Origin of the sequence: Rubrivivax sp. JA1026, assembly GCF_011065555.1 — a bacterium.
GTDB classification, from domain to species: domain Bacteria; phylum Pseudomonadota; class Gammaproteobacteria; order Burkholderiales; family Burkholderiaceae_C; genus Rubrivivax; species Rubrivivax benzoatilyticus.
The window spans coordinates 47,094-73,118 of sequence record NZ_JAALCQ010000005.1; the positions used below are offsets into that span (position 1 = coordinate 47,094).

The 26,025-nt window shown below is 68.8% G+C and carries 20 protein-coding genes; 3 read left to right on the forward strand and 17 right to left on the reverse strand.

Going from position 1 to position 26,025, the window contains the following annotated elements:
* Positions 1-16: 16 nt before the first annotated feature.
* Positions 17-772, forward strand: a complete 756-nt coding sequence (locus G5B56_RS10175; RefSeq protein ID WP_164963125.1) for an FkbM family methyltransferase — start codon at positions 17-19, stop codon at positions 770-772.
* 321 nt (positions 773-1,093) lie between these two features.
* On the opposite strand, the gene G5B56_RS20020 is transcribed toward G5B56_RS10175, so the two are convergent.
* Genes G5B56_RS20020 through G5B56_RS10190 form a run of 4 tightly spaced genes read right to left on the reverse strand, consistent with a single transcriptional unit; the run spans position 1,094 to position 4,331 of the window.
* Positions 1,094-1,219: a hypothetical protein gene (locus G5B56_RS20020; protein ID WP_009856539.1), complete on the reverse strand. Its 126-nt coding sequence runs from the start codon at positions 1,217-1,219 to the stop codon at positions 1,094-1,096.
* 25 nt (positions 1,220-1,244) lie between these two features.
* Positions 1,245-2,042, reverse strand: a complete 798-nt coding sequence (locus tag G5B56_RS10180; RefSeq protein ID WP_009856538.1) for an FkbM family methyltransferase — start codon at positions 2,040-2,042, stop codon at positions 1,245-1,247.
* A 31-nt stretch (positions 2,043-2,073) separates the two neighbouring features.
* Entirely contained in the window at positions 2,074-3,651 is a 1,578-nt protein-coding gene (locus tag G5B56_RS10185; RefSeq protein WP_009856537.1) for a right-handed parallel beta-helix repeat-containing protein, read from the reverse strand.
* Entirely contained in the window at positions 3,648-4,331 is a 684-nt protein-coding gene (locus G5B56_RS10190; RefSeq protein ID WP_164963126.1) for a cytidylyltransferase domain-containing protein, read from the reverse strand. The genes G5B56_RS10185 and G5B56_RS10190 overlap by 4 nt, the downstream gene beginning before the upstream one ends.
* Positions 4,332-4,850: 519 nt before the next feature.
* Here G5B56_RS10190 and G5B56_RS10195 point away from each other — a divergent pair.
* Both G5B56_RS10195 and G5B56_RS10200 read left to right on the forward strand, forming a co-directional pair.
* Entirely contained in the window at positions 4,851-5,813 is a 963-nt protein-coding gene (locus tag G5B56_RS10195; protein WP_164963127.1) for an IS5 family transposase, read from the forward strand.
* Positions 5,814-6,186: 373 nt separating this feature from the next.
* On the forward strand, positions 6,187-7,326 hold the full coding sequence (locus G5B56_RS10200) for a bifunctional 2-polyprenyl-6-hydroxyphenol methylase/3-demethylubiquinol 3-O-methyltransferase UbiG (RefSeq protein WP_164963128.1): 1,140 nt from the start codon (positions 6,187-6,189) through the stop codon (positions 7,324-7,326).
* A 120-nt stretch (positions 7,327-7,446) separates the two neighbouring features.
* Here G5B56_RS10200 and G5B56_RS10205 read toward each other — a convergent pair whose 3' ends face one another.
* The 13 genes from G5B56_RS10205 to G5B56_RS10265 form a co-directional block, all read right to left on the reverse strand.
* A complete protein-coding gene (locus G5B56_RS10205) occupies positions 7,447-8,412 on the reverse strand; it encodes a phosphoglycerate dehydrogenase (protein WP_164963129.1) in 966 nt (321 codons plus the stop codon).
* 32 nt (positions 8,413-8,444) lie between these two features.
* Complete coding sequence (locus G5B56_RS10210; protein WP_009856533.1) at positions 8,445-9,242, reverse strand: hypothetical protein; 798 nt, start codon at positions 9,240-9,242, stop codon at positions 8,445-8,447.
* Positions 9,239-14,284 carry a glycosyltransferase gene (locus G5B56_RS10215; protein WP_164963130.1) on the reverse strand — a complete coding sequence of 1,682 codons (5,046 nt, stop codon included), beginning with the start codon at positions 14,282-14,284 and terminating at the stop codon, positions 9,239-9,241. Before G5B56_RS10215 ends, G5B56_RS10210 begins: the two co-directional genes overlap by 4 nt.
* Positions 14,285-14,323: 39 nt before the next feature.
* Positions 14,324-16,912: a glycosyltransferase family 4 protein gene (locus tag G5B56_RS10220; RefSeq protein ID WP_164963131.1), complete on the reverse strand. Its 2,589-nt coding sequence runs from the start codon at positions 16,910-16,912 to the stop codon at positions 14,324-14,326.
* A gap of 80 nt (positions 16,913-16,992) precedes the next feature.
* Positions 16,993-17,562 (reverse strand): SIS domain-containing protein, encoded by a 570-nt coding sequence (locus G5B56_RS10225; protein ID WP_164963132.1) that lies wholly within the window; start codon positions 17,560-17,562, stop codon positions 16,993-16,995.
* A 16-nt stretch (positions 17,563-17,578) separates the two neighbouring features.
* Positions 17,579-18,622 carry a Gfo/Idh/MocA family protein gene (locus tag G5B56_RS10230; RefSeq protein WP_164963133.1) on the reverse strand — a complete coding sequence of 348 codons (1,044 nt, stop codon included), beginning with the start codon at positions 18,620-18,622 and terminating at the stop codon, positions 17,579-17,581.
* Positions 18,623-18,629: 7 nt separating this feature from the next.
* Positions 18,630-19,391, reverse strand: coding sequence for an inositol monophosphatase (locus tag G5B56_RS10235; protein ID WP_164963134.1), 762 nt, complete (start codon positions 19,389-19,391; stop codon positions 18,630-18,632).
* 135 nt (positions 19,392-19,526) lie between these two features.
* Positions 19,527-20,321, reverse strand: coding sequence for a class I SAM-dependent methyltransferase (locus G5B56_RS10240; RefSeq protein WP_029718513.1), 795 nt, complete (start codon positions 20,319-20,321; stop codon positions 19,527-19,529).
* Between the two features lie 19 nt (positions 20,322-20,340).
* Positions 20,341-21,234 carry an NAD-dependent epimerase/dehydratase family protein gene (locus tag G5B56_RS10245; RefSeq protein ID WP_009856525.1) on the reverse strand — a complete coding sequence of 298 codons (894 nt, stop codon included), beginning with the start codon at positions 21,232-21,234 and terminating at the stop codon, positions 20,341-20,343.
* Positions 21,235-21,253: 19 nt separating this feature from the next.
* Positions 21,254-22,288, reverse strand: coding sequence for a GDP-mannose 4,6-dehydratase (gene gmd, locus G5B56_RS10250; RefSeq protein ID WP_009856524.1), 1,035 nt, complete (start codon positions 22,286-22,288; stop codon positions 21,254-21,256).
* A 172-nt stretch (positions 22,289-22,460) separates the two neighbouring features.
* The gene (locus G5B56_RS10255; protein WP_009856523.1) at positions 22,461-23,057 is read right to left on the reverse strand and encodes a DUF4214 domain-containing protein; all 597 of its coding nucleotides are present in this window, start codon (positions 23,055-23,057) and stop codon (positions 22,461-22,463) included.
* Between the two features lie 6 nt (positions 23,058-23,063).
* A complete protein-coding gene (locus tag G5B56_RS10260; protein WP_237704861.1) occupies positions 23,064-24,830 on the reverse strand; it encodes a glycosyltransferase family 1 protein in 1,767 nt (588 codons plus the stop codon).
* Complete coding sequence (locus G5B56_RS10265) at positions 24,827-26,014, reverse strand: glycosyltransferase (RefSeq protein ID WP_009856521.1); 1,188 nt, start codon at positions 26,012-26,014, stop codon at positions 24,827-24,829. Before G5B56_RS10265 ends, G5B56_RS10260 begins: the two co-directional genes overlap by 4 nt.
* Positions 26,015-26,025: the final 11 nt, after the last annotated feature.

Below are 26,025 nucleotides of genomic sequence, written 5' to 3' on the forward strand. Positions count from 1 at the left end.
CAGGCGCCGTATGCCCATGCTCAACACGAGAGAACAGCCCGTATCCAAGCGCGTCCAGGTGATGGGGGTGGACAGAACTGTCTACGGGTATGAATCCGACGGGTTTTTTGGCGACATCGACTCTCACATTGCCAACAACCAGGGCCTGATCACGGAGATCTGCGGTCTGCCCTCCGGATCGGTGTTCGTCGATGTCGGGGCGAACATCGGAGGAACGACGCTACTGGCCGCAGCGGCGGGTGCGCGGATTCTGGCGATCGAGGCGTCACCCAGGAATGCAGACCTCTTCGAACTGAACATGCGTGCCAACGCCGTGTCGGCTCAGTTGTTTCGCTGCGCAGCCGGTTCTGCCGTGGGTGAGGTCTACTTCAGCGAGGTCGCTTACGGCGCCGGTAACCATGTCGAACCTTCGGGTGCGCTCGTCGTTCCCGTTCGCACGATCGACAGCATCGTTGCCGAAGCAGGCATAGATCGCCTCGATCTTCTGAAGATCGATGTTGAGGGCTATGAATCGGAAGTCCTGCGCGGTGCACGGGAGACACTTCGGACCTTCCGCCCGACCGTGGTGATGGAGTTCAATGCCTACGCCATCTCGATGCACACCAACGAGAGCCCGAGACTTCTGGCTGAGATGGTTCTCGATATCGCAGGGCAGTTCGAGGTGGACTCGAGGGGCGGGATGAAGGTGTCCGATCGCGGCAGCCTGGGGACGTTCATGTACCAGCACATGGTCCATGGCTGCGTCAACGATCTCATCTGGCGCCCAAAGTAGCGCCTGCCCCTTCCGCGGCCAATCGTCTCGGATCGAACCTCGCGCGAGGCGACCGCGTCATGCGCGGGGCGGATCCCGACCCGCCGCCTGCGGCCCGAACCGCTGGTCGAGCACTGCGCCCTGGTCGCGCACGGCCGCGAGATCACGGCTGCGGGACGACAGGGCCTCGGCCCAGGAAACGGCGTGGAGGCGCGCTCGCCCCGGGTGCGGACGACACCACCGCCCTGAGTACCGAGACATGGCCTGACACTCCGCCCTGTCGCAGTTCGCCTGCATGCGGTCAGCGATGTACTGGATGCGCTCCTCCACCTGCACATGCTCCTAGTGACTGACGATCGCGGCGAACGGGGGCACGTGACGATCGACATGCGCGCCGATGTCGATCACCTTCGGGCCTGCGAGGTCCAGCCGCTCGTAGAAGACCTGCCGCTTTTTTTCGAGATCCATCGGGCCTACTTTCGGGTTCTGGGTCTCAGGTGCCTGATCTCAGCCGTTCTAGCAGTACCGCAAAGCTCGCGTACTGGACTAGGTCGCGAACGTCAGCGACTGCCTCACGCGGCGCGGCGAAGAAGTTCCAAGGACCGGCATGCCGGCCGTGCTCGATGCCCACCGGGAGTCCGAAGAGGTCGAGCACTACATAGTCCATCGCGTCGAAGAAGCGGTAGTAGGTCTCGAGCGCATACTGGAAATGTTGCGCCGCATTGGCTCGCCCGTCCTCGAAGGCAAGCACCGGTCTTGCGGTACGCAGCAGACCTGCCGCCCCCTTCATCGCATCGAACTCTGCGCCTTCGACGTCGAGCTTTACGAAGCGCAGCGGCAGCGCGCCGAAACGCTGATCGATCGTGACAACCTCGACATCTATCTCGTGGAGTTCGCCCTGGTCGCGAGCGGCAGCCATGTCGCGGCTGAGTGACGACAGGGCCTCGGCCCCAGCAACGACATGGAAGCGCGCCTGCCCTGGCGCGTGCGACGCGGCCGCCCGCAGTACGGATACCCGGCCGGCGACACCTGCCTTTTCCAGGTTGGCTTGCATGCGATCGGCGATGTACGGTATCGGTTCCACGACGTGCACGTGGCCTTCGGGCCCGACTGCCTCGGCCATCGGGATCGCGTGGCGGCCGACGTTTCCGCCCACGTCCAGCGCTAGGTCCCCGGGCCGCAGGTGCGCGCGGTAGAACGTTTCGATGATGGCCTCTGACAGCCGTCCCCACTCGGCGGGGCGGGCAATCGCAGCGGACCATAGGCTCACCTGTAGTTTCAGTTCGAGCATGTCGTCTCTCCTTCGCGGCCGGGCGGATGTGTCATTGCAACTCCTGGATTCGTGCGGTGAACTGCCAGCGCAACTCGACGCCATCGAGTCCCGTCACGGTCACCTGCAAGGCGCCGAGCGCCCGGTCGACACTCAGCGCCGGCGGGGGCAGGCCGGCGAGTCCGGGTGTACTGGCGACGGCAACCGGCCGAGCTGCAGCACCGACGAGCGTCACCGACCCGGGGCCTTCGCCGCGCACGAGCACCACGGTGGGTAGCGACCACGTGGCCACTTCGGCAGTTGCGGGGTTCGAGGCCGTGATCGCAACGTCGCGCAGCACCAGCTTGCGGAAGTCGCGTGTCGGGGTGAGGGCCTCGTCCGGCCGCGCTGTGCCGCTGCCAGCGGTCATGCGCACGGGGGTGCGCCCGTCGCGGGTCTGCGCCACCAGCAGCTCCAGCGTATTGGCGCCGGCGTCGCCTGCCGAGCCGAGGCCGCCGCCGAACATCGTGATGGCCGGGTCGTTCGACACCGCCGTGGCGAACGATTGCGTTCGGGGGCCCGCGACCGACCAGGCGTTGTTGGCGACGATCGCCGGACCCGCCGGCGAGCGGATCTCGATCAGGTATTTCGGCACCGAGGCGGCCCCGCGCTGGAAGACGTTGCCGGTGATGATGGTTCCGGCATTGCGCGACAGCAGGATGTCGGCGTGCAGGTTGTCGCCCTGCATGCTGTTCATCGTGAACCGCGTGCCGCTGACCACCACCGACTGCAGCAGGCCGCCGCTGTCGACGCGCAGGCCGTTCTCGGCATTGTTCGACAGGTCGCCGCCGATCCAGGTCAGCGGCGTGGAAAGCGATGCGTACTCGGTGGCCACGCCCACCCGGTTGTAGTACGCGCGGCAGTGCACGAAGGTGTTGTTGGCGCCGGCCACGATGCGCACGCCATAGTCGGCGAAGGCCCCAGGCGCGTAGTTGCCGGAGAAGTTGCTGGCCTGGCAGTTCCAGTCCGAGCTCTCCAGGTGCAGCCCCGTGCCCTTGTAGTGGTACAGGTAGGTGTTCTGCAGCAGGCCGGCCCCGCGGTTGCGCTCCACGTGCACCGCGTCCTCCGCGGCCCGGTCGACGTAGACGTTCACCAGGTCCACGCCCGTGCCGTAGCCGTTCCTCGTGTCGGCCGGCAGATGGATGCAGTGGCCGCGCTCGTTGGCGTAGTTGGCGCAGTTGATGGACAGGTCGCGCAGCATCGGCCGCATGCCGGTGGCGGGTGCCACCGCGACGGTGATGAAGTGTCGGTTGCAGCCCCTGGTGGCCGTCAGCTTCACGCCACCCATGCCCGGCCCCTGCAGCACCAGGTTCTGGCCCGGGACCACGATGCCGCAGGCCAGCAGCGCGCCTTTGGCCGCCGGCGCCAGCCGGCAGGTGGCACCCGTCGCATGGCAGTGGGCCAGCCAGCGGTTGATCGCCTCGGTGTTGTCGGCCTTGTCGGTGCCGATGCCGAAGTCGGTGGACAGCACCTCGCCCGTCAACACCTGCGAGGGCGGCAGGTCCGGCTGCGGGGGGGCCAGCGCCAGGCTGGGCGTCGTGCACAGGCTGGCGCACAGCGCAGCGATCGCCGCGCGCCAGCGGGCCTTCATGCCGAGGCCACACCGCCGTTGCGCCGCGCCGCCTGCACGGCGGCGGCGAGGTCGAGATCCTCCTGCGTCTTGATCACGTGCCCGGCCATCCGCCCCACCGGGTAGTAGCCGATGCGGCCGGCGTAGGTGGCGCAGGCGCCGTCTCGCACGGCCGCCAGGTAACGGTCGCGCCGCCAAGCGGTCACGGCCCAGACGATGCGTTGCACTGGCGTCAGGTCCTGGCTGTTGGTCTTCTCGGAGAAGGTGAAGTTGACGGGTTCGCCCCGGAAGACGCACTCCAAGTTCTCCTCCACCACGCTCATCAGCGCGTCGTGGCGCCCGCTGCGCATCTCGGCGACGAAGCCGCGCAGCTCGTCGGCCGTCAGCAACGGGGCGATCGAGTGCACCTGGTACACCACCTCGCAGGGGTGGGTCTCGAGGAACTCGGCCACGAACTGCTCGGAGGTGGCGTTGTTGTCGCCCAGATGCTCCGGGCGGCGGTGGAAGCGGGCGCCCTCGGCCTCGGCGATCGGGCCGAAGTCGGGGTGCTCGGAATTGACCCAGACCTCGTCGAACAGCCCGGCCGCGTGGCACTTGCGGATGGCGTGCACGATCAGCGGCACACCGTCGAGCAGGGCCAGGTTCTTCTTCGGCAGGCGCTGGCTGCCCATGCGGGCGGGGATCATCGCGATGTGGCTCATAACGTGCTCCTGGGATGCGCTGTGGCGAACGATTGCAGGTCGGAGTTTGCCTCACGTACGGCAGCCGCTTTGCCTGACCGGTACCTCACAGGTTTAGCAAACTGCAGGCAACGTGATCGACCCAACCCGGCCGAATGGGCGCGTCCCGCATCTGCGGTCGATCATTGGCTCCGCTCTGTTAGATGCTTGACCTACGTTCACTGAAAATTCGGTCGGAGGGCATTTCACACGCCACGGTCGGCACGAGAACGTAACGACTCCGCGACAACTCGAAATCTGACACGACAGGAGAGGACTTGTGAGCCGATCAAGAGACTGATTCCTAGAGCCGCCTTAGATCAGAAGTGCGATACGAAGTGAAAGACAAGCAGGCCATTAATCTATCATGCTTCACTCCGTTGGAGTCAGCGACAGTCCGCTGTTATAAATCGATTCTGGGTCGGGGTTTTAGGAAGGTCTGCAGATGTCCGTCGCCGATGTGCTTGGCCGCAGGGTGGCGTGCCGGAGAGACTTGCCGACATGAAGCAGCAGAGCCTGGGTCTCGGGATGTCGACGAAGCGCACACGTCGGCGCGAGTTCCTCAAGGAGATGGACCGCGTGGTGCCGTGGCGCGAACTGGCCGAGCTGGTGTCGTCGTACCAGATCGACAAGGGTCGAGGCCGCCCGCCGTTTGCGGTGGAGGTGATGCTGCGCATCCACTTCATGCAGCAGTGGTTCAACCTGAGCGACCCGGCAATGGAAGAAGCGCTGCACGACGTGCCGCTGTTTCGCGAGTTCGCGGGACTGGGCGGCTGGTTTGATGCGCTGCCCGACGAGACGACGACCCTGCGGTTCCGCCACCTGCTGGAGAAGCACAAGCTGGCGCCCAAGATCCTGGCGACGGTCAACGACGTTCTGGCGGCCAAGGGCCTGATGCTTCGCCGCGGCACCGTGGTCGACGCGACGCTGATCGCCGCGCCGAGTTCGACGAAGAACGCCAGCGGCGAGCGCGACTCGGATATGAAGCAGAGCCGCAAGGGCCAGCAGTGGTACTTCGGCATGAAGGCACACATCGGCGTGGATGCCGACTCCGGGCTGGTGCACACGGTGCGCGGCACCGCTGGCAGCGTCAACGACGTCGTCGAAGCCAACCAGTTGCTGCACGGCCAGGAACTCCAGGTGTTTGCCGATGCGGGCTACCAGGGGGCGGACAAGCGAGCAGACGCCCGGGCGGGCGTCGAGTGGCTGGTCGCGCTGCGCCCTGGTAAGCGCCGCACGCTGTATCCGAGCGACGCGCAGGACCGGCTGACCGAGCAGATCGAGCGCTTGAAGGCCAGCGTGCGGGCCAAGGTCGAGCACCCGTTTCGCGTCATCAAGCGCCAGTTCGGGCACGTGAAGGTGCGCTACCGCGGGCTCCGAAAGAACACCGCGCAGTTGCACACGCTGTTCGCGCTGGCCAACCTCTGCCTGGTGCGCGGGGAACTGCTCGGAGCCACGGCATGAGTGCGTCCGCAGCGGCGGAAAAGGTCGGGCTCCAGGTCCGAAACGGTCGAAAACCGTCGCCCGAAGCCTGAATCGGCGTTGATAACGCGCCTAGGCGCTCGGCACCGCGATATGTCACAGCCGCGGGTGCTTAAAGCAGAGATCCTTAAGGATTGCTGATTAAGGCGAAAATTGTTACTTGCAAGTGAAGGTTTGTCGACAAATTGAGTGCGGTGCCGTGGGTGGCCTAAACCGATGGGCCCCTAGTGGCTCGGTCATCCGGTCACTAAAGCGGAAGGGGTCGCTATACTTGTACGAAGTCTTGATTTCTCGGCTCACTGTTCACGGTCAGACTTGGCGCTCAATGAACGTCTTTTCCGGGCAATAGCATCACATGAGTAATCTTTCTGAAGTTTCTGAACTGCTCCTCTTGGCGCCTGATCTCGTCTCAGACGACATGCTTGGCAAGGCTCTGGGGGACGATGCCATCTTCGCAATGGCATTGGCTTGCTGTGAAAATCGTGTTATTGCAAGGTTGGCGGCGACAATGCGCCTGCCTGAAGACTTCATTGGTCTATTGCTTAGGGAAGACAAGAAGGGAATGAGTTGGAAGTATAGGACCGACCGACACCGGCGCAAGTCTCTGCGGGGAGAGGTATTCAACCGCTTTGGAAACGCAAACCACCTTGCTGGCGCATTGGATAGCCTCATGCATCTTGGCATTCGACCAGCGGGGAGGTGCTTTGATGTAGGTTGCGGCTTGGGTTTTGGCATGTTGCACGCCGCGCGCGTGGGATATGCTGAGATTTCTGGGTGTGAACTTCCAATGCCGTACTATCGGCCGTTTGTTGATTATTTTGATGGAAAATCTGGGTTCTCTTACCAGCCTGTAGACTTCTTCTCGCAGGACTTCGGTGGCGGTTACTCGTTGGTAGTTTGTCAGGACGTCTTGGAGCACATATCGGATCCAAGCCTGGCTATACGCAAGATGATTTCCATGCTTGATTCAGAGGGTGTGCTGCTGATTCTGCAAGGAAATCACCAAAGCGCATCATTCGTCTTGAGCGAGCCTCACTATGGAGTGGCGTTTCTGTCGCTTCTTGACCGAATGCTAGGGGCGCAGCTTTGTCGGGATCTGAATCTGATTCCGTCGGAAGAAGATTATGTTGTGAACCGCTGGCCGACTATTGAAGAGATTGCAGAGGCGGCGGCGCCATTCAACGTGCAAGTGCTGCGGCAATTCACGCCGATCGGGCGGTCGTTGAGCACAAGTTCAGAGCATAGAGCGATGATCCGATCGAAACTTGAGAGCGCGTTGCCAAATCTTCGGCAGAGGATTTGTACGGAGCAGATCCAGCGCGCTGTTGACCTCGTCGCAGACCGATACATGAAAGTTCTGGATCAGAGGCCAGGTGTCGCTTGGCCGCCGAACTCGGAGTCGGTCTCTCGCGTCGACATTCCAGGGTGGGTGCTGGTCATTAGCAAGCGGCGGTTCGACTCTGCAACGTTGATCGATAGCCACTTGATCGACTGACTGCCGTGAGGATCGCGTTGAAACGCTTGTCATGCACGGAGAATCAAGCAGCAACTTAGTCGGTACAGAACACTGACGTAGGTGACCTTGATTTCGGGAGACACGTGGGTTGCCGGACGCTCAGCCTTCGTTGCGCGCATACGGAGGCAGGTGGCTAAGCGCGTCAATAGCGTTGAATAGTCCTTCGATCGCCGCCCTTCCCATCGCCAGCACCGCCTCGGCCGAGCTGCCGCCGATGTGGCCGGTGGCGATGAAGTTGGGCAGGTCGACCAGGCTGCGGTCCACCGGCGGCTCGGGCAGGAAGACGTCGAACGCGGCAGCGCCCAGCCGGCCTTCGGCCAGCGCCACCGCCAGCGCCGGCTCGTCGACGATGCCACCGCGCGCGGTGTTGACCAGCACCGCGCCGGGCCGCATGCGGGCCAGGCGCGTGCCGTCGAACAGCAGCCGCGTGGCGGGGGTCAGCGGCAGGTGCAGGGTGACGACGTCGCTCGCGGCCAGCAGTGGATCGAGCGCGCTGGGCTCGGCGCCGGTCTCAGCGCAGAAGGCCGGATCGGGCGCCAGGTCGTGCACGAGCACGCGGCAATCGAAGGCGCGCAGCAGGCGCACGACCTCCTTGCCGACGTGGCCGCAGCCGACCACGCCGACGGTGCGCCCCGAGAGCTGCCGGCCCTGGATCTGCCGGAACTGACCGGCCAGGATCTCGCGGTTGCTCCGCACCACGTGGCGCAGCGCGTCGATCATGAACGCGATCGTCAGCTCTGCCACCGAGCGCCGGTTGACACCACCGGTCCAGCCGACCCGGATGCCTTGCCGCTGGCAGGCGGCCAGGTCCACGTTGTCCAGGCCGACGCCGTACTTGCCGATGGTTTGCAGGTCGGGCAGGCGCGCTAGGGTCGGCGCGTCCAGCTTCTCCAGCGCCACCACGGCCGCGTCGGCTCCGGCCAGGAACCGCACCAGATCGTCGCCGGCCAGGGTGCGGCCACTGTCGTTGAAGCGTGCCCCGGGGCATCGGGCCAGCAGTTCGCTGCGCAGCTGGGGGTGGGCCGAGAAAGAGCGCGACAGGACGGCGACGTGACGAGGCGGCATGGTGATCAGGGGCGGAAGGCGGTGGTGGCGGTTCAGCAGAAATCCAGTTCGACGCCGGGCAGACCTTCGAACCGGGCCTGCACCCGGCACGGTCCCGGCAGGGCATGGTACGGGGTCACGCTGCCCAGCAGCACCGTGGTGGCGTGCTCCGGCAGCAGGCCACGCGCCTCGGCCTGGTGCAGGAACTGCTGGAGCAGGCGCAGCGGGTCCATCGCGAAGGCACGGTCGTCGCCCTCGGCCACCAGGGTGCCGTCCACGTGAAGCCGCCCGATGCACGGCTTCTGGAGCAGGCCCGGGTCGCCGGCGGCGCCGACGATGGTCCAGCCCGCGGCGCCGTTGTCCGCCACCAGCGCCAGCGGGCCGGCGGCGCCCAGCGCACGGAATCGGGTCTGCGGGATCTCGATGGCCGAGTGGCAGGACTGCACCAGGCTCTCGGCCAGCCGGAGGCTGGCGGGCGAGGGGGCCTCGCGCAGCAGCGCGCGTTCCGCCGGCGTCGGCGGGCGCAGTGCGGCCGCCAGTTCGCACTCGACTCCGTGCTGGCGCAGCGCCGACCAGGGCAGCTTGGAGGGCCCCTGCAGGCTGCGGTATGCCGGCAGCGGCGCGAGGAAGGCGCGGGGCAGGCCCAGGGCACGCTGCGCGCCATAGGTGCTGGCGCCCAGCTTGAACGACGCGGCCACCATGCCGAGGGCGCCCAGCACCGCGTCCTGCACCTGCTCCGCGTCGGCCAGCCCGGTGAGTTGGCCCGCGCCCGGCAGTTCGGCCGGCACCTGCGTGCCTTCGACCTCGGCGCGGGCGAGTCGCGCGGCCAGGTCCTGCAGTGCCGGCCTCACGGCGCCGCCTCCTGGGCCGTGTCCACCCGCAGGCTGTGCAGGGCCAGCCCCAGCAGGCGTGGGTCGGGGCTCAGGCCCAACTCGGAGGGGCTCATCGCGTCCGGTAGGTCGAGGTGGATCTTCAGCACGCGGCCGGCCGCAGCCAGGGCGCGCGGGCACCGGAACGACCAGGCGTGGTCCGTCATCGAGGGCTCGAACTCGATCTCGGCGAGCAGATGGCCCAGCACGCTGGCCATCACGCGACACCGGGGCCTGACCATAGGCGTGAAGGCGTGGGCCTGCAGCGTGATCCAGAGGTCGCCTGTTACCGGCGTCTCCAGCTCGAGCACCAGCGCGGCCGTGGCGCCCTCGGTCCAGGCGCCCCAGGCCTCGGGGGCCGACCAGCCGGTCCCGAGGCGGCAACGTCCGGGGCTGCCCTGGCCCACCGACACCGCTTCTCCCAGCCGCAGAGGCGGCGCGGCGCAGCGCAGCGCCCAGGCCTCGAGCGTGGGGTCGGCCAGCCGTTCGGCGATGCGCTGCAGCAGCCCGTGGAGGGACGGGCGGGCGGGGGCGATGGCCAGGGCCTGCAGCGCGGCATCCCGCGCGTGCGGCAGGCGGTCCAGGGCCAGCAGCGCCTCGGCCATCAGCGCATAGCCGTCGGCGCGCACGCCGTTGGGACCGGCCACCAGATGTGCGGCGTGCACCAAGGCCGGCCAGGCCTGGCCGGCGTCGATGGCCGTGCGCGCCGCGAACGCCACACGCTCTGGCGAGCGCGGCGATGCCGCGGCCACGCCGGCCGTGAGCGCGTGGGCCAGCTGCGGTTCGCCGGCCGCGGCCAACTGGCGCGCGAGCGCCATCCGGACGTCCGCGTCTTCCGGGCGGTCGCGGCGCAGCGCGAACAGGGAGCCCGGGTCGGCCATCAGCCTGGCCTGCGCCGATCCGGCCGGCACGCCGTCCAGTGGCGTCTCGTCGATGCCGCCGACGTCGGGCTGGCGCCGCCAGCCCATGGCCGCGTCGACCTCGCGGTACACGCGTTCATGGGAGAAGCGTTCGCGGGCCATCGAGAGGCCACCCTGGTGCAGGGCCTGCCACCGGCGGGCATCGGTGAGCAGCGCCACGCAGCCGGTGACGAAGCCGGCCGCGTCGGTGGCCGTCACGGCGAAGTGCGGCGCCACGTCCGCCAGCCCGTCCACGGCCGCCGGCAGGCACACGCCCGGCAGGCCGAGGCAGGCCGCCTCGACGGTCTTGATCTTCAGGCCGGTACCCGCCACGCAGGGGTTGATGGCGATGCTGGAGCGGCGCATCAGGCCCAGCAGCGCGTCGCGCTCGACGTTGCCGGCTAGCGTGACCCCCGGGAGGTGTGCCGGCAGCACGTCGCAGATCGGGCCGGTCACGACCAGGCGGGCCTCGGGCACGCGCTCGAGGATGTCGGCCCAGCACTCGTCCAGGAACCAGCCCAGGGCGGCCCGATTGAGGGGGTTTGCGCTGGCTGAGTAGATCAGCGTGCGGGCCTCGAAGGCGGTGTCGTCGACCGTGCCGTGCTCGAACTCGCCCGCCGCGTCGTACTCGCACAGCAGCACCGGCAGGTGCACGCCGATGTCGCGGAAGTAGGCTTGTTCCTCGGCGGAGATGGCCACCGCTACGCCGCCCGGCACCGCATTGAGCGCCTCGCGCTCGACGGCGGGCGAACAGGCTCGGTAAGTCGTGTCCAGCGCCGTGTGGCCGAGGCGCCGCGTGAGGTTCGACAACGCATCGTGGGTCACGACGCAGACCTTGGGCAGGTCGAACTCGTCCTCCAGCTCCTTCACCACCCGTGCCATGTGCAGGTAGTTGCACACGATCGAGTCGTAGCGGGCGCTGGCCAGCAGCGCACGCGCGAGATCCACCGTCTCGTCGCGCACGATGAAGAAGGGGTGGAACTCGTCGACCGACTCGGCGAGCCGGGCGTGCAGGTCGGTCAGGGCCGGGACGAGGTCCTGGCGCGCCCGTTGCCGAGCACGGACCTCGTCGGTCGCCTCCCACTGCGGCGACGCGCAGTGGTACAGCCGTGCGCGGTCACCGAACTCGTCGACAAAGGCCGGCACGTCGATCCAGCCCTGCATCACCACGTCGACGTCGTAGCCGAGGTCTACCAGATGCCGGATGAGGTTCCGCGTGACGACTCGATTGCCCTGGTTGGCGGGCGCCGGCGGCACGAGCGTCAGGAAGAGCACGCGTGGGCGCCGCGGCGGCGCCGCTGCCGTGGGCGGCGCCTCGGTCACGCGGCCCGGATCGCAGCGTGCGGCCAGGGCCCGGTGGTAGGGGTCGGGCGCCTTGAAGTCCGGCACCGGGATGGCCGGCTGCCGGCGCACGGCCCGCAGGTCGTGCGTGGGCCCGAGCAGGTGCACGCGACGCGGCGCACCGTCGAGTGCGGGGTCCAGCGTCCCGCCCACCGTAACGTTCAACGCTGCGCCTGCGGGCTCGACGGCCAGCACCGGCAGCCTCCCGGCCGCCGCGAACTGCAGCACTGCGCCCGGCACCAGGGCCTCGCTGGGCTCGAGCAGCACCTGGGCCCGCCGCGGCGCCGTGCCGACGATGCCGCCCTCGGCGCCGGCTGCCGGCACGATGCGCAGGCAGCGGTCCCCGGGTTGCGGCAGGCGGATCAGGCGCACCGGGTTCGGCGCCCCGTCCCGGACCGGGCCGACCGTCGCATCCAGCCAAACCACGAGCGCGCCGTCCGTCTCCTGCACCTCGAGCGCCGTGCACGGTCCGGCGTCGGCGAAGTGCAGCACGGCGCCCGGCACCAGGGCTGCGGCCGCGGCCCCAACGGAAGCCAGCCGGACCCTCGTGCGGCTGCCGTCGCCGGGCGCCGCGCCCACGCCGTTCAGCCACGCGCCGTCGGCGTCCTCGTCCGCCGCGAACGCGAGTGCGGCGTCGTCGGGCACGGCGGCCCTGGGGAGGGCCTCGACCATCGCGGGGAACCCATCGGCGTCGGGCTGCAGCAGGGTGTCGACGGCCACGTTCCAGAGGTGGCCCTTCTTCTGGACGCGGACCACCCGCGCCACCGTGCCGCTGGCGAACCGCAGCGGCGTGCCGACCGAAAGTTCGCCCGCCGCCGGGGCGGCCGTGGTCAGCACCGATGGTTCACGCGGATCGCCGAACAGCGAGATGCCGCGCCGCCAGTGCGCGTTGCTCAGGTCTTCCGGCTGCCAGACGGCCACCGGTTCCGCCGAGGGCGCGCTGCGGAACGTGCCCCGCGTGCCGCCAGCGCGGGTGCCGTGCGGCCAGGCCGCCAGCACGCCCAGCGTTCGGCCTTGGCCCAGCAGCAGCAGGTCGAGCCCACCACGGGGGAACTCGGCCAGCGGCAGCGCCATCGCGAACCCGGTGGCGCGACCGGCCGATTCGGGATGGGCCTCGGCCAGCTCCGGGCGCTGTTCCGACACCGTGGCGGAGGCCAGCACGCTGCCTCCGTGGATCGCCACGACCTGCTCCACCGGCTCCGATGCCAGGCACCAGGCATGCAAGTAGACCTGGCCGCCCACTTGCTGCTCGGCGATCAGACCGCCCGCGGGCGCTGGTTGGCCGGCCGGCGGCAAGGGGGGACGCAGCCGGAACCACGCCTCGGCCACCTGCTGCGCACCCTGCCACGACGTGATGGTGAGCTCGGCGTCGGCGGCGATATCCGCCGGCACCGCCAGATGCATCCGGTAGGCCGCGCCGTGGGGCACGGGCAGTTCTTCCGCCAGCACGGCCGCGGCCCAGCACCGGTCGCCGGCCTGGACCTGCACGCGGTCAGGCATCTGCAGGGCCGAGCCCCGCGCCGTGACCAGCAGGCCACCGCCGGACTGCTCGCGCGCGTCGATCAGGTGGAACGGGAGGGGCGGCAGCGGCGGCCGGTCCTGCGTTTCCGCGGCCCGCGGGCGCGTGCCGGCAAAGGGGCCGATGGTGGCGGCGAAGGCGCGAGGCCGCCGGACGGGAACGCCGTCCCGGTGGCGCAGCAGCAGGTCGTGCAGCGCGAGGGCGCGGGTGCCGAAGTTCGCCAGCCGCCGCACCCCTTCACGCAGGGCGGCGGGGTCGGCCGGCCGTGCCAGTTCCGCAGCCACGGCCTCGGCCAGCGCCGCGTTGTCGCCCACCGGCACCAGGCGGGCGACGCCGCCGACGGTCTCGCGCAGCACCGGTAGGTCGTAGCAGACCGCGGGCGTGCCGCAGTACAGTGCCTCGATCGGCGGGTAGCCGTAGCCCTCGAAGTAGGACGGGAAGACCAGCAGCCGGGCCTCGGACAGCAGCTGCAGCTTGGCCTCATCGCTGATCCGGGTGTGCACGGTGATGCGGCAGCCCGCGGCGGCCGCGAAGTGCTTCTGCACCGACGCCAGGAAGGCCGGGTCGATGTCGCGCCCCGCCACCAGGGCCAGTTCGTGGCCGGCCAGCAGCGCCGGCGGCAGGGCCAGCAGGTCCAGCCCCCCCTTGTGCGGGTCGCTGGGGCGCACGAAGCTGACGACCAGCGGGCGCCGTGGGCGGCCGTCGAAGCGCTCCGCCAGCGGCGAGTTGATCGGCGGCTGCCAGACGTCGAGCCGGATAGCGGCCTGCGTGGGGATGTAGAAGTCGCGGGCGTGGAGGTCACCCTCGCGCGCGATCGACAGCACCAGGGCGCCGTCCAGCGCGCTGCGGCGCCAGGCGTCCCACAGCCGCGCGTCGCGCGGGTGAGGCGACACCGCGTTGTACCAGTTGGCCGACTCGAAGTTCACCAGCGCCAGACGCGCGCCGCAGGCGGCCGCGTGGTCGGTCACCGCGTCATAAAAGTCCGGCAGGAAGATGCCGGTGGGGACCAGCACGACCCAGTCCAGCGGCGCGGCCTCCACGCCGGCGCGGAAGTCGGGCGTGATCACGAACCTCACCTGGCCAGGCGCCAGCGGCGCGAGATCGGCGTCGAAGGACGGCAGGTGGTCGGTGTACACCGTCACCCGGCAGCCGACCGACGCCAGTGCATAGGCCATCACGAGCGATAGGTAGCGCCCGCCGGAGTAGTTTCTGGGGTCGTTGGTGGCGAAGATGGCGACGGACAGCGGAGCGTCGTGGGTGGTCATGGGCGGGGCATCGGAAGGGGCCGGGAGCTGCGGATCGACTCAGCCGTCGGCGAGGGCTTGCTCGAAGTCGCCACGTTCGAACATCTCGAGCAGGCCGCCGCGCGTGACGTTGCGGATCCATCCGCCTTCGCTCTCCACCATCGTGCGCGCGGTGTGGAACGCCGGGCAGATGTTGATGAAGCTCGGCGGGCACCAGGGCTGGTTGTTGCGGTAGTTCTTGATGAAGTGGTTGCCGTCGCCCGACGCGACCCGGAACGGGTCGGCGTGCCGCTCGCGCCGGTAGACGAACTTGAAGTCGGCGCCATAGACATAGAAGCGGCGGATGCCCATGAACCAGGCCAACTGCAGCGCGATGTACAGCGACGATCCGCCCGGGCTGACCCAGCGGTCCGGCCGCATCGAGAACAGCGGCGGCCACAGGGCCAGCTGGCGCAGCCAGACGTAGTCCCCGACGACGGCAGGGCAGCGGTCGTCGGCCAGGAACACGGTGCCGCCGGAACGGTCGGCGATCTCCTGCCCGAAGTCCTCGATCATCTGGCGGTCGCCGGAGACCGTGTACGTGGGCCGCAGGCGGGTCTGGTCGTGGGCGAGGTAGAAGCGGTTGAAGGCAAAACACAGCCGGCCCTGGAGCCGGTCGAGGTCCTCGGTCCGCACGCTGGGGCCGTTGCCGATGATCCAGGCGGTCTGCCCGGCGTGTGCGCCGCGCAGCGCGGCCAGGCGTGCCGAGGTGGTTTCGTGCCGGCCCTTGAACGCGTCGATCAGCCAGAAGGTCTGGCCGGTCTCCGGTGCCGCACCGGCGCTGCGCACGTCCAGGCGCCGGACCCTGGGGTCGCCGCGGTCGGCTGCGTCCAGCACGAAGGTCGCGACCGCCACGCCGGGGCGCGCCGGCAGCGGCGTGGCCACGCCGACCGCGGCCTGGGCCTGCCGCTCGAAGACGATCTCCGGGGCGCGATCGGCACGGGTCCAGACCAGGCCGGCCAGACGGCCGTCGTCCTGCCAGTCGGCGGCCAGCAGGCCCGTCGTGGCTTCGGTCACCGAGCGGCCGTCGCCCCGGACCTCGAGCACCTGCTCGCCGTAGGCGAAGGCGCGGATGACCAGATCCTCGATGGCCACCGAAGAGGGCAGCACGGCCACGATGTCGACGAACTGCAGCGGGCGCCCGGGCCCGTTGCACCACCCGACCGAGACCGAGGAGTTGTACAGGGCCCGGTCCTCGCCGGTGGCCAGTTCCACCTCGGCGTCCTCCAGCGGATGGGCGGCGCGCACCTGTACGCGCCATTGCAGCATCCGCGTCGTCGGGTCGAACCGGCCTCCCTGGGCGACGGCGCTGGCCTGCGGCGGTGGGCGGCGGGCATCGCCGGCCTCCAGCGCCAGTCCCAGCGCCGACAGGTGCTCCGCCACCAGCCGCGTGACGGCCACGTGGGAGTAGCGGGCCTGGGCCAGCGCGTGCCCGTTGAGGCCGATGCGCTGCGCCTCCTGCGGGTCGTCGAGCAGGCGCTCGACGGCTGATTCGAGCGCGGCATCGTCGTCGACGATGAGGCAGTCCTCGCCCGACCGGGCCTCGATGCCCTCGATGCCGATCGCCGTGCTGACCACCGGGCGGGCGGCGGCCATGGCCTCCACGATCTTGATGCGCGTGCCGCCGCCGACCCGCAGCGTGACCGGCACCACCGCCGCCATCGCCAGGAAGGGTGCGGTGCTGGGCACGACGCCGTGCACGCGCACGTTGGGCAGGCCCTCGGCCGCGCGCTTGATCGCCTCCGTCGGCCGACCCACCAGGTGCAGCGTGTGGGTTACCCGGCGGGCATCGAAGCGGCGCGACAGGTCGATCAGGCGCAGCGCCGCATCCTCGTTCGGCCGGTAGCCCATCTGCGCCACGTAGACCAGGTCTCGCGTGCCGGACGGTGGCGGGGGCGGCAGCACGTCGATCGCATTGGGCACGACGCGCACGTCGCGCAGCGTGAAGGCCCGGCGGAAGCGCTCGGCATCGATGCCGGAGCAGGCCCAGACCTGGTCGGCCAGCGGCAGGTAGGTGCGCTCCATGAACTCGAAGCCGCGCGCCACGAGGCCGGCCCAGCGCCGGTAGTCCGGGTCGCCCGCGTTGGCCGCGATATCCAGCCAGAGCTGGGAGTCGAGGTTCTCCGGACTGACGATCACGGGGATGCCCAGAGCCTTCAGCGCAGGCACCAGGGGCGAGAGGCCGGTGTCGTCGATCACGGCGGCGTCGGCCCCGAACCGCCGCACCTCGTCCACGATGCGCGCGATGCGGCGTTCGTTGAGGTGGTGCCGGTGGAAGGCATCGGGGCGGGTCAGCCCATGCCAGAACCGGTCGCTCGCGCCCCAGGCATGCAGCATGTGGGCCGACTCCCAGAGCCCGGGCGGGTCGATGCCCTCCCGGAACTCGCCGGCGCGGCCGAAGCGCGCGGTCTTCATCAGCCGACGCGGCAGCAGCCGGGCGCCGCCGGCGAAGAGCAGTTCGCGGTCCTGCCGGGAGGGCTTGTCACCCAGCACGAACATCCTGACCTCGGCCTTCGCGCACAGCGCCCGCCAGAGGTGGTGCGACCGGACCCGCCCTCCGCGGTCGGCCGGCAGGGGGGCGTTGGGGGTTAAGTACGCGATGCGGTTCATTCGCCGATCAGTGGCGGTTCAACGGCCGTGTGGCGGCGGGTGGCAGGTGAGGTGCCAGTTCGCCAGGGTTTACCTTGGAGTCAGTTCACCGAATACTCGGCGCGGCCCACCACCATGTCGATCACGGTGGTCAGCCAGAGCATGTGGATCGCCTCGACGACGTTGTACGCGGCCGACCCGATCCAGAAGTTGACGTCGCCCAGCGCCCGCAGCGGGTTGTCGGCATGCTTGCCGGTGAAGGTGACGACCTTCAGCCCGAGTTCGCGCGCGTGCCGGGCGGCTCGCACGATGTTTGGCGAAGCGCCACTGACCGAGATCAGCACCACGACGTCGCCCGGATCGGCGTAGCAGTCCAGCGCGCGTGCCACCCAGTGTTCGTAGCCGTAGTCGTTGGCGAAGGCCGTGATGAGGTTGGGCTCGTTGAAGTCGACCGCCCGCACCTTGGCCTGCTTGGTGAAGTCGACCGCGCCATGCGATGAGATCGAGGCGCTGGCGCCGTTCCCCGCGAAGATCAGCTTGCCGCCGCGAGAACGCACCTCCACGGCCAGGTCCCTGAAGCGGACCAGCGTGGCATACACGGCGGGGTCGAAGGCCGGCCTGAAACGGGCGAAGTAGTCGTCCAGCCAGAGGTTCCAATCGGGAGGCGTCATGGGCAGGGCCGGGCGTTCAGGAGCCGACGGTCCGGATGTCTTCGAACAGTTCGGGCGCTTCGTGGCGTTCACTGGCATAGATGCGATCGATCAGTTCCATGACCTCCAGGGCCTGCAGCGACGAGCCGTCGACGACCGGCGCCCCGCGTTCGACGCAGTCGAGAAACTGGTTGACCTCCCGCTCCCAGGAGACGTCGACCTGGAAGTGCATGCGTTCCTCGTCGTCCCAGGTCGCCGCGGGCGCCGTGGATCGGTTCTTCGCGATGCTCAGCACCTCTTCGCCATAGGTGCCGGAGGACGTCTTCAGGCCGTTGACGACCATGTAGCCGCGCTCGAGGAAGACCTCGAGAGAGAACAGATGGCGCCACTGCGTCATCGTGGAGTGCAGCGAGGCGCACAGGCCGCTCTCCCGGTTGCGCATGATCGCGAAGACGTTGTCCTCGATGCCCGGGGTCTTCCAGTACAGGTTGGACACCATGGCATGGACCTCGTCGAAGGGCTGGGCGCCAATGTGCAGCATCAGGTCGAGCATGTGGATGCCCTGGTCCAGCAGGATCCCGCCACCCGCTAGCTCGGGCGACGCACGCCAGCCGGTCAGGTAGCCAGCATCGACGCTCTTGCCGTAGCGCCCCCTCATCCACAGCACCCGACCGTACTGCCCGCTGCGGACCAGATCGTGCATCGTCACGATCGCGGCATGCTGCCGGTGGTTGAAGCCATACATCAGCACCTTACCGGTCTCGGCCTCCACGGCGCGGATCTCGCGCATTTGTCCGGCGTTGAAGGCCGGCGGTTTTTCGCAGAAGACGTGCTTGCCGGCGCGCAGGGCCGCGATGGTCGTCGGCATGTTGAGGAAGTTGGGCAGGCAGACGAACACCGCATCGATGTCGGGGTCGTTCACGATCCCGTCCACCGAGGCGGCCGTTGGCCGGCCCACGGTCAGGGATGCCTGGGTGTCGAAGACCCGGGTGACACGGCAGCGGTCCGGGTGCCGGGTCAGGGCCTCGGCGCGGATCTGGCCCATCTTCCCGAAGCCGCAGATGCCAATGCGCAATGTCATGCCAACCTTAATAAGAAGAGATGCCCGTAGCGGGTGCCGACCAGGCCCGGACGTGCAGCGGATCAACCGGGTCGAGCCCGTCGCTGGCGTCACGGCCGGCAGCCGGCCCGACCTCGAAGCGGCCGCCTGCGCCGGCCACCAGGGCCAGGCCCCCGGCCACGTCCCACCAGCGGATGCCCGACTCCTCGTACCCACCCAGTCGGCCCTGCGCCACCCAGGCCAGCGATAGTGCCGCCGTGCCGAGCATGCGGACCTTGCGCCAGTGCGCCAGGGCCTGGGCGAGCGAGGGGGGGCGGTCACCGGCCGCAGCCGGGATGCCCGTTCCCAGAATGCCGCCCCGGTGCGCGTCTGCAGCGGCCGCCTGGCCGTTGACGCGCAGGCCCAGGCCCGGCCCGCCGGCGCAGGTCTCCCCGTGGATGAAATCGTGCACGCAGCCCAGCACCGGCTGCAGCCCGCGGCATAGCGCGACCGATACCGCACACAGCGGGATGCCGTGTAGGAAGTTGAAGCTTCCGTCCAGGGGGTCGACGACCCAATACGCCGCGTCGCCCCGCGCTGGCTCGCCGATCCAGCCAGCCTCCTCGGTCAGGATGGGATGGCGGGAGTGCCGGGTCAGGTGCCCGACGATCAGGGCCTCAGCCTGCGCATCCTCGGCGAGCTTGACGTCCCGTTCGACCCAGCGCGTCAAATTAGCCTTGCCTAGCCGGCTGGTCAGATACTCGCCGCCGGTGCGTGCTGCGGCGGTTGCCAATGCGATGTCGTCGATCAAGTCGCGAATTGCGTCGTTCGGGTTTGTCGTGCCGCTCCAGAGCGTCGGATTGGGCCGTAGGGCAACTTGCCCATTATCAGGTCAAAACAGCGTGCTGGCCTGGTGCCACTCTCGCTCTTGCAGGGGCGGTGCGCGTCAGCGCCGGAAGTAGAGGAACAGACCGAGCGCGCCGCCATGGTCGGTCAGCTCACTGTAGACGGCGCCGACGCCGGCGCGCTGCAGGATGAACAGGAGCTGGCTTGCGTTGTAGAAGTTCATCTGCATCTCCGGGTCGGTATCGACCTGCTGCGAGGCCCCTGCCAGCTTCGTGCGTTTTCCATGCACCAACTCGTGCAGCCAGCGCCGTACCCGGACCAGGCGGGATGGCGCCTGCGGCGCCGGCAGCGCAGGCGGCACGCCCAGCGTCGCCGCATGGGCGTCCCAGCCGAAGGTGATGTGGATCGCCCCCATGCCGCCCGGCCGCACGCGGCGCACGAGCTGCTCGAAGATGACGAGACCGCGCGGGATTTCGATGTGCTGAAGCACGATGCACGAGTGCACGAGATCGAAGTCGCCGGCGACGGCGGACAGCGCGTCGTCGGATGGGAGCAGCACGACGTTGCTCAGTCCCGCCTGATCGCAGTTGCGCCGCGCCTCGGCCAGCATCGACGGCGAGATGTCGACGCCCACGACCTCGCCGCCCAGGCGGGCGAACGGCATCACCAGCCGTCCCACGCCACAACCGAAATCCAGCGTCCGGGTCGGCGCGAAGGCGCCGTCCAGATGGCAGCGGATCACGTGCAGCACATGGTCGACATGCATGCGGCCGAGCGCGAAGAAATCCTCCCGCGCCTGCGCCGTCATCGCGTTGACGCGGAAACGCGGGTCGGTCAGGACGCTGAAGTAGGGATCGCGGGCGCCCCACTTCTCCCATTCGATGTCGGTGCTCATCGGCGGTGCCGTGCTCGGTTCATTGCAGCATCCAGGCCAGGGTCTCGCGCAGCGCCGGGCCGTGCACCGGGCCGATGGCGGCCTCGAGCGCAGCCTTGCTACCCAGCAAGCGCCGCACCTCGTTGGCGCGCACGAAGGCCGGGTTGACGCGTATCTCGGGCTCATGGCCCGTCAGGTCGCGGGCCATCTCAAGTACTTCGCGCAGGCTGTGGCCGACACCAGAGCAGACGTTGAAGACCTGTCCGGGCTGGGGGCTGGCCAGCAGGCGGACGTAGCAGTCGACGACCGTCCGGACGTCGGAGAAGTCGCGCTCCACGTCGAGGTTGCCGAGCTCGAGCACCGGCGCGCGCCGGTGGAAGTGATCGACGATTTTCGGGATCAGGAACTGCGTAGACTGGCCCCGGCCCGTGTAGTTGAACGGGCGTACGAGCGTAATCGGCAGGCGTTCGCGCCAGATCCCGGCCATGTGTTCCATGGCTAGCTTGCTGACGGCGTAGTCGTTGGCGGGGCTCGGGGGCGTCCGCTCGTCCATCACGCCCTCGGTGGCCGTGCCGTAGACGTTGGCACTGCTGGCCATCAGGACCGCGCGCGGGCGCACGGGCAGGTCGGCCAGCGCAGCCAGCAGGTGACGCGACCCTACGATGTTGGTCCGGTAGATGGAATCGACGTCGCCATGGGCAACGAAGGCGATCGCGGCCAGATGCACCACGGTGTCCGGTCTCACGTCCTGCACCGTGCGCTGCAGCGACTCCGGGTCGAGCAGGTTGCCAAGGTGCCAGCGGTGCACGCCGTCGACCGGCGGGTCTGGCACGCGGCTAGCCAGGCCGTGCACCTCGGCGCCCAGGCGCGCCAGGGCCGGGGTCAGGTGGCGGCCCGTGAAGCCGTCGGCGCCGGTGACGAGGATGCGCGTCATCGCGTTCCCGCCTGGCCGATCACAGCGAGGTGCCGGCCCGGTTCCGGCGCAGGTCGGCCTCCACCATCATCTGGCAGAGGCTCTCCAGTGAGGTCTGGGGTGTCCAACCCAGCCGCTGGCGAGCCTTCTCGGGGTTGCCGATCAGCAGGTCGACCTCGGCCGGCCGGTAGTACCGAGGGTTGACGCGCACCACGGTCCTGCCGGACTGGCGGTCGATCGCAGTCTCCTGCTCGGCGGCGCCGCTGAACACCAGGTCGAAGCCCGCGGCCTTGCCCGCCATGGACACGAAGTTGCGTACCGACTCGGTCCGGTTCGTCGCCAGGACGTAGGTGTCGGGCTCGTCGACCTGGAGCATGCGCCACATGCCCTCGACATACTCCTTCGCGAAGCCCCAGTCGCGCTTGGCGTCGAGATTGCCTAGTTCCAGCACGTCGAGCTGGCCGAGTCGGATCTTGGCCATCGCGTCGGTGATCTTGCGAGTGACGAACTCGCGCCCGCGCAGTGGCGACTCGTGATTGAAGAGGATGCCGCTGCAGCCGAAGATGCCGTAGCTCTCGCGGTAGTTCACGGTCATCCAGTGGGCGTAGAGCTTGGCCACGCCGTAGGGGCTGCGGGGGTAGAACGGCGTGTCCTCGTCCTGCGGGATGGCCTGAACCTTGCCGAACATCTCCGAGGTGCTGGCCTGGTAAAAGCGCACCTTCGGGTTGACGATGCGGATGGCCTCCAGCAGGTTGACGGCGCCGACGCCGGTGATCTCCGCGGTGGTGATCGGTTGCTCGAAGGACACGCCGACGAAGCTCTGCGCTGCGAGGTTGTAGACCTCGGTGGCCTCCGAGGTCTGCAGCAGCCGGATGCAGGTGCTGAGGTCGGTGAGGTCGAACTCGACGAGGCGCAGATTGGGGTGGCGCGTGACGTCCAGCTCGTCGAGGCGCCAGAAATTGACCGAACTCGTTCGGCGGTACGTGCCGTAGACGGTGTAGCCCTTCTCGAGCAGCAACTGCGCCAGGTAGGCGCCGTCCTGGCCGGTGATGCCGGTGACGATGGCGGTGGTCATGTGTCGGTGGGTTGTTTCGTCGGTGGAGGAAGCCCGCCCTGCGAGGTGGAGGTGTCCGGGGCGGTGTCGGGGACGGCTGCGCGTCCCGCGCGCGATGTTGGCCCCAGGGCCCTGCCGGCGCGATCCGGCCCGCGCCGGATGGCTCGTCATTATCGCCGCGCACGCGGCGCCATCAGGGGGCCGGATCGTCCCGGGGTGGGCTCGGGCTCGTGCCGGGTGCCCAGAGCCCCGGCAGCAGCCGTTCGAGGCGTTGCATCTGGTCACCGAATGCATCCAGTCGGCCTTCCAGCCGCGTCACAGCCTGCGTCAGCACCACGATGCGCCGGTACAGCTCGTCGGGATCGGGTGCCGTGGCCACTGCCTGTGCGACGGCGTTGTCCTGGTTCGCGTCGGCGTCCGCTGGCGACAGCAGCCGACCGAGTCGGTTCTCGAGCGCATTGAGTTCGCTGGCCGTGGCCATGCCCGAGGCCTGCAGTTGGCGACGCAGCCATCCACCCAGCCGCGAGGGATCGGGGCCGGGCACGGGTGCCGCTCGGGCATCCAGGCCTTCGACACGCGCGCCATGCCGTTTCCCTTCGGCGCTGTCCAGGAAATGCGCGATGAGCGCAGTCTTGGGGTATCCCAGTCGAATCTGCTCGAGGTGGCTCTGCCGCCCGGCCGGATCCGGCTCACGGCCGAGCAGCCGCCGATAGAGCGCGTCCACGAAGGCCTCGTCGAAGAGCGACAGCAGTTCGTCGGCGGCGATGGAGGGGGTGGGGGAGGTGTTCATCGGCGGTCAGCGGGCGCTCAGGGCCTGAGGCCGGGGCCCGGGCGTCGCGGCCCGTCCGGGCGTCGTCCCGGCCGGTGCGGCATCGATCTCTGGGGTGAACTCCACCGTGTCGATGCACAGCCAGGAACCGTCTTCGACGACGATTCGCAGTTCGATGTCGTCGACATCGCGCTCGATGCGAAACACGGCCTGCGCCAGTTCGCCCGCGACGTCGGACGCGGTCACGGCCTGCGTCCACTGGTGGTGGCGTGTCGTCCCGGCGTCGGACGCGATCTCCAGGCGGAGGGTCTCGCTCCCGGGCCGGACGCGCCGGCCGTGCACCCGCGCGCGATAGCTGCCGGCCCGCAACGGCCAGTGCGGGCCGAAGAGCAGCAGACCCGCGGTGCCGGTGGCTTCGATGCGGGCGCCCGCATGAACGCCGGCGTGCGTGCTCATGTCGTAGCCGGGCACGGGGCGCAGAGTCTGCAGTTCCGGTCGCGCGGGCAGGCTGTCGATCAACGCCACGACGGCCTCGGCTGTCTTGGCCCAGGTGCGGCTGACATACTGGCGGCGCACGGCGCGCTCGGCGCTGCGGACCTGCTCGGGATCGGACACCCACTGCCAGATCGCCTCGGCCCAGCCGGCGACGTCCCAGGCGTCGACATACCTCACCAGCGGCCCACCCACCTCGGGCAGGGAGCCCTCGCTGGACGAGATCACGGCCTTGCCCATCGCCAGCGCCTCACCCACCGGCAGGCCCCAGCCCTCGTACAGCGACGGATAGACGCAGAACGCGGCGCGTTGGTATAGCTCGTTCAGCTCGCTGTCGGTGACGTGGTGAAGCTGGGTGATCTTGCCCCGGGTGAGCGGATCGAGTTCGATGTCCTTCAGCAGGTCGCCGGTGCCCCAGCCGGGCATGCCGACGAACACCAGCTGCGGCAGGTCGGCCGCGCGGCCCTGTCGCGCCAGGCGATGGTAGGCCCGGTACAGCACCTCGTGGTTCTTGCGGCGCTCGATCGTCGAGACGAACAGGATGAAGGGCTGCTTGCACACCGCCTTCACGGCATCGCTCGTTTCGCCGCCTGCCATGGGCACGTTGTCTCCCAACGGGATCACGGCGGTGACGCGGTCCGGAGCGCCCAGCTTCCTGCAGAGCTGGGAGAAGTCGCGCTGAGTCTGCTGCGAGATGCAGAGCACGGCCTCTGAACCCCAGCACAGGCCGATGAAGTACTCCGTGAAGCGCTTGGCGACTTCACCGACGCAGTATTGCGGGAACAGCACCGGGATCAGGTCGTAGCAGCAGCTGACGATCCGCAGCCCACGCTCGCGCGCCATCTCGTGGAATCGCTGCGAATACTCGTAGTCCCAGTCGAGTCCTGCGGAGATGACGACGTCTCCCCGTTCCGGCTCGAGCGACTCGCCGCCGCTCGCCGGGATCTTCAGGTGGATCGCGTCATGGCTCGGTGCCGTCCCGCTCGATACGGCAAACTTTCGCAGCGCGCGCAGAACGAACGGGCGCGCGATGTCGAACGACGCGACACGGGGCAGCAACAGATCCACCGCGGCGTCGACTTCGCGAGCGTCCGACGTCCCTGCCTCCTCCAGCCACTGCACGAATCGACCGTCGCGCCAGACGCACAGCCTGAACCGGTCCGGCCCGAGAAGTGCCGCGAGTTCCCGGGCCAGGGCACGCTCCACACGGACGATGCCAACCGCAGGGCGGGTCCAGTTCACGCTGGACGTGACGTTCAACCAGATCTTCGGCGCTCCTGCCTTGCCGCTGCCGACGTTCATGCGCCGATCCCTCCGACATGTTGGACCCAGGGTCGCAGGCATTCTTCCCAGAGCACGGCGCGGCGGCGCTTTTGCTCGTGCGCTTCGAGTTGCAGAGGTGGTGCGGTCATGGCCTCACGTACCGCCGTGCGGAAGCGACTGGTTTCGTCCTCCACGGACACGCCCGGCGCGTCAGCGAAGGCCTCGAAGCCTCGCATCGCCACCGACGTTGCCACCACGTGGCAGCCGCTCCAGAGAGCTTCTGCAGTCTTCAGGTTGGTGCCCCCTCCTTGCGTGATGGGCAGGATGATGGCGTGCGCATGCCCCAGGAGGGCGGCCAGCACGGTCTCGCTGACGAGGCCCGCCGCGATGAGGTGACGCTGCAGGCCGGGCGTGAACCGAGTGCGTGGGTCCTCGAGGATGGCCGGGCCGGCCCCGCCGGCGACGACCAAGCGGTCCGTAGGCGCTAGGCAGCCGAGACCCTCGCCGAAGAGGTCGTAGAAGCCGACGACGTTGGGCGGATGCCCGCTCGCACAGTAGAGCGCGTACTTGTGGTGCCCCGTGTGCTGGTTCGCCGCCTTCACGTCCTCGAACGAGAAGCTGCGCTCGGCGACGCCGTTCGGTGCCAGGATCAATGGGCCTCGGCTGTATGTCCGCGACCATTCCGCGTCGGCTTCCGACACCGCGCAGACGGCGTCGGCGGCACGCAACGCGTTGACTTCGCAGTCCAGAACCAGCTCGGCGCAGCGCTTGGCATGCTCTGCACCGAGGATGGGCGTCAGGATCTCCTGCTTCAGCCGGTGCTCGACGTTCGCCGAGCCATAGATCAGATGAATCCTTCGCCGCGCGTGCTCGCGGAGCCGCTGCGCGAACGCAAACAGCCACGGTTGTTCGATGTGGATGACATCGACGTCCGGCGGCACGATGGCGGACAGCGCTGCAAAGCCGCCGAAATCGTCGGCAGCCCAGCGCCCGAGGGCCCAGTCCTCCATGAGCCAGGCGTTCTCGATGTACTGCCCGAGCACGGCGCGGGACGGAAAGGGCAGGAATCCCTCCTCCGGTGGCATGCCCTCGCCGCCGACGATGCCCATGCAGTGCACCTCGTGCCCGGCGCGCCGGAACTCCCGTGCGATGTTGGCCAGCCGATGCTGCCCGCCGTGGCGGGGCTCGGAGACGGGGTAGGTACTCAGTGTGACGATCTTCATGGTCCGAGTCA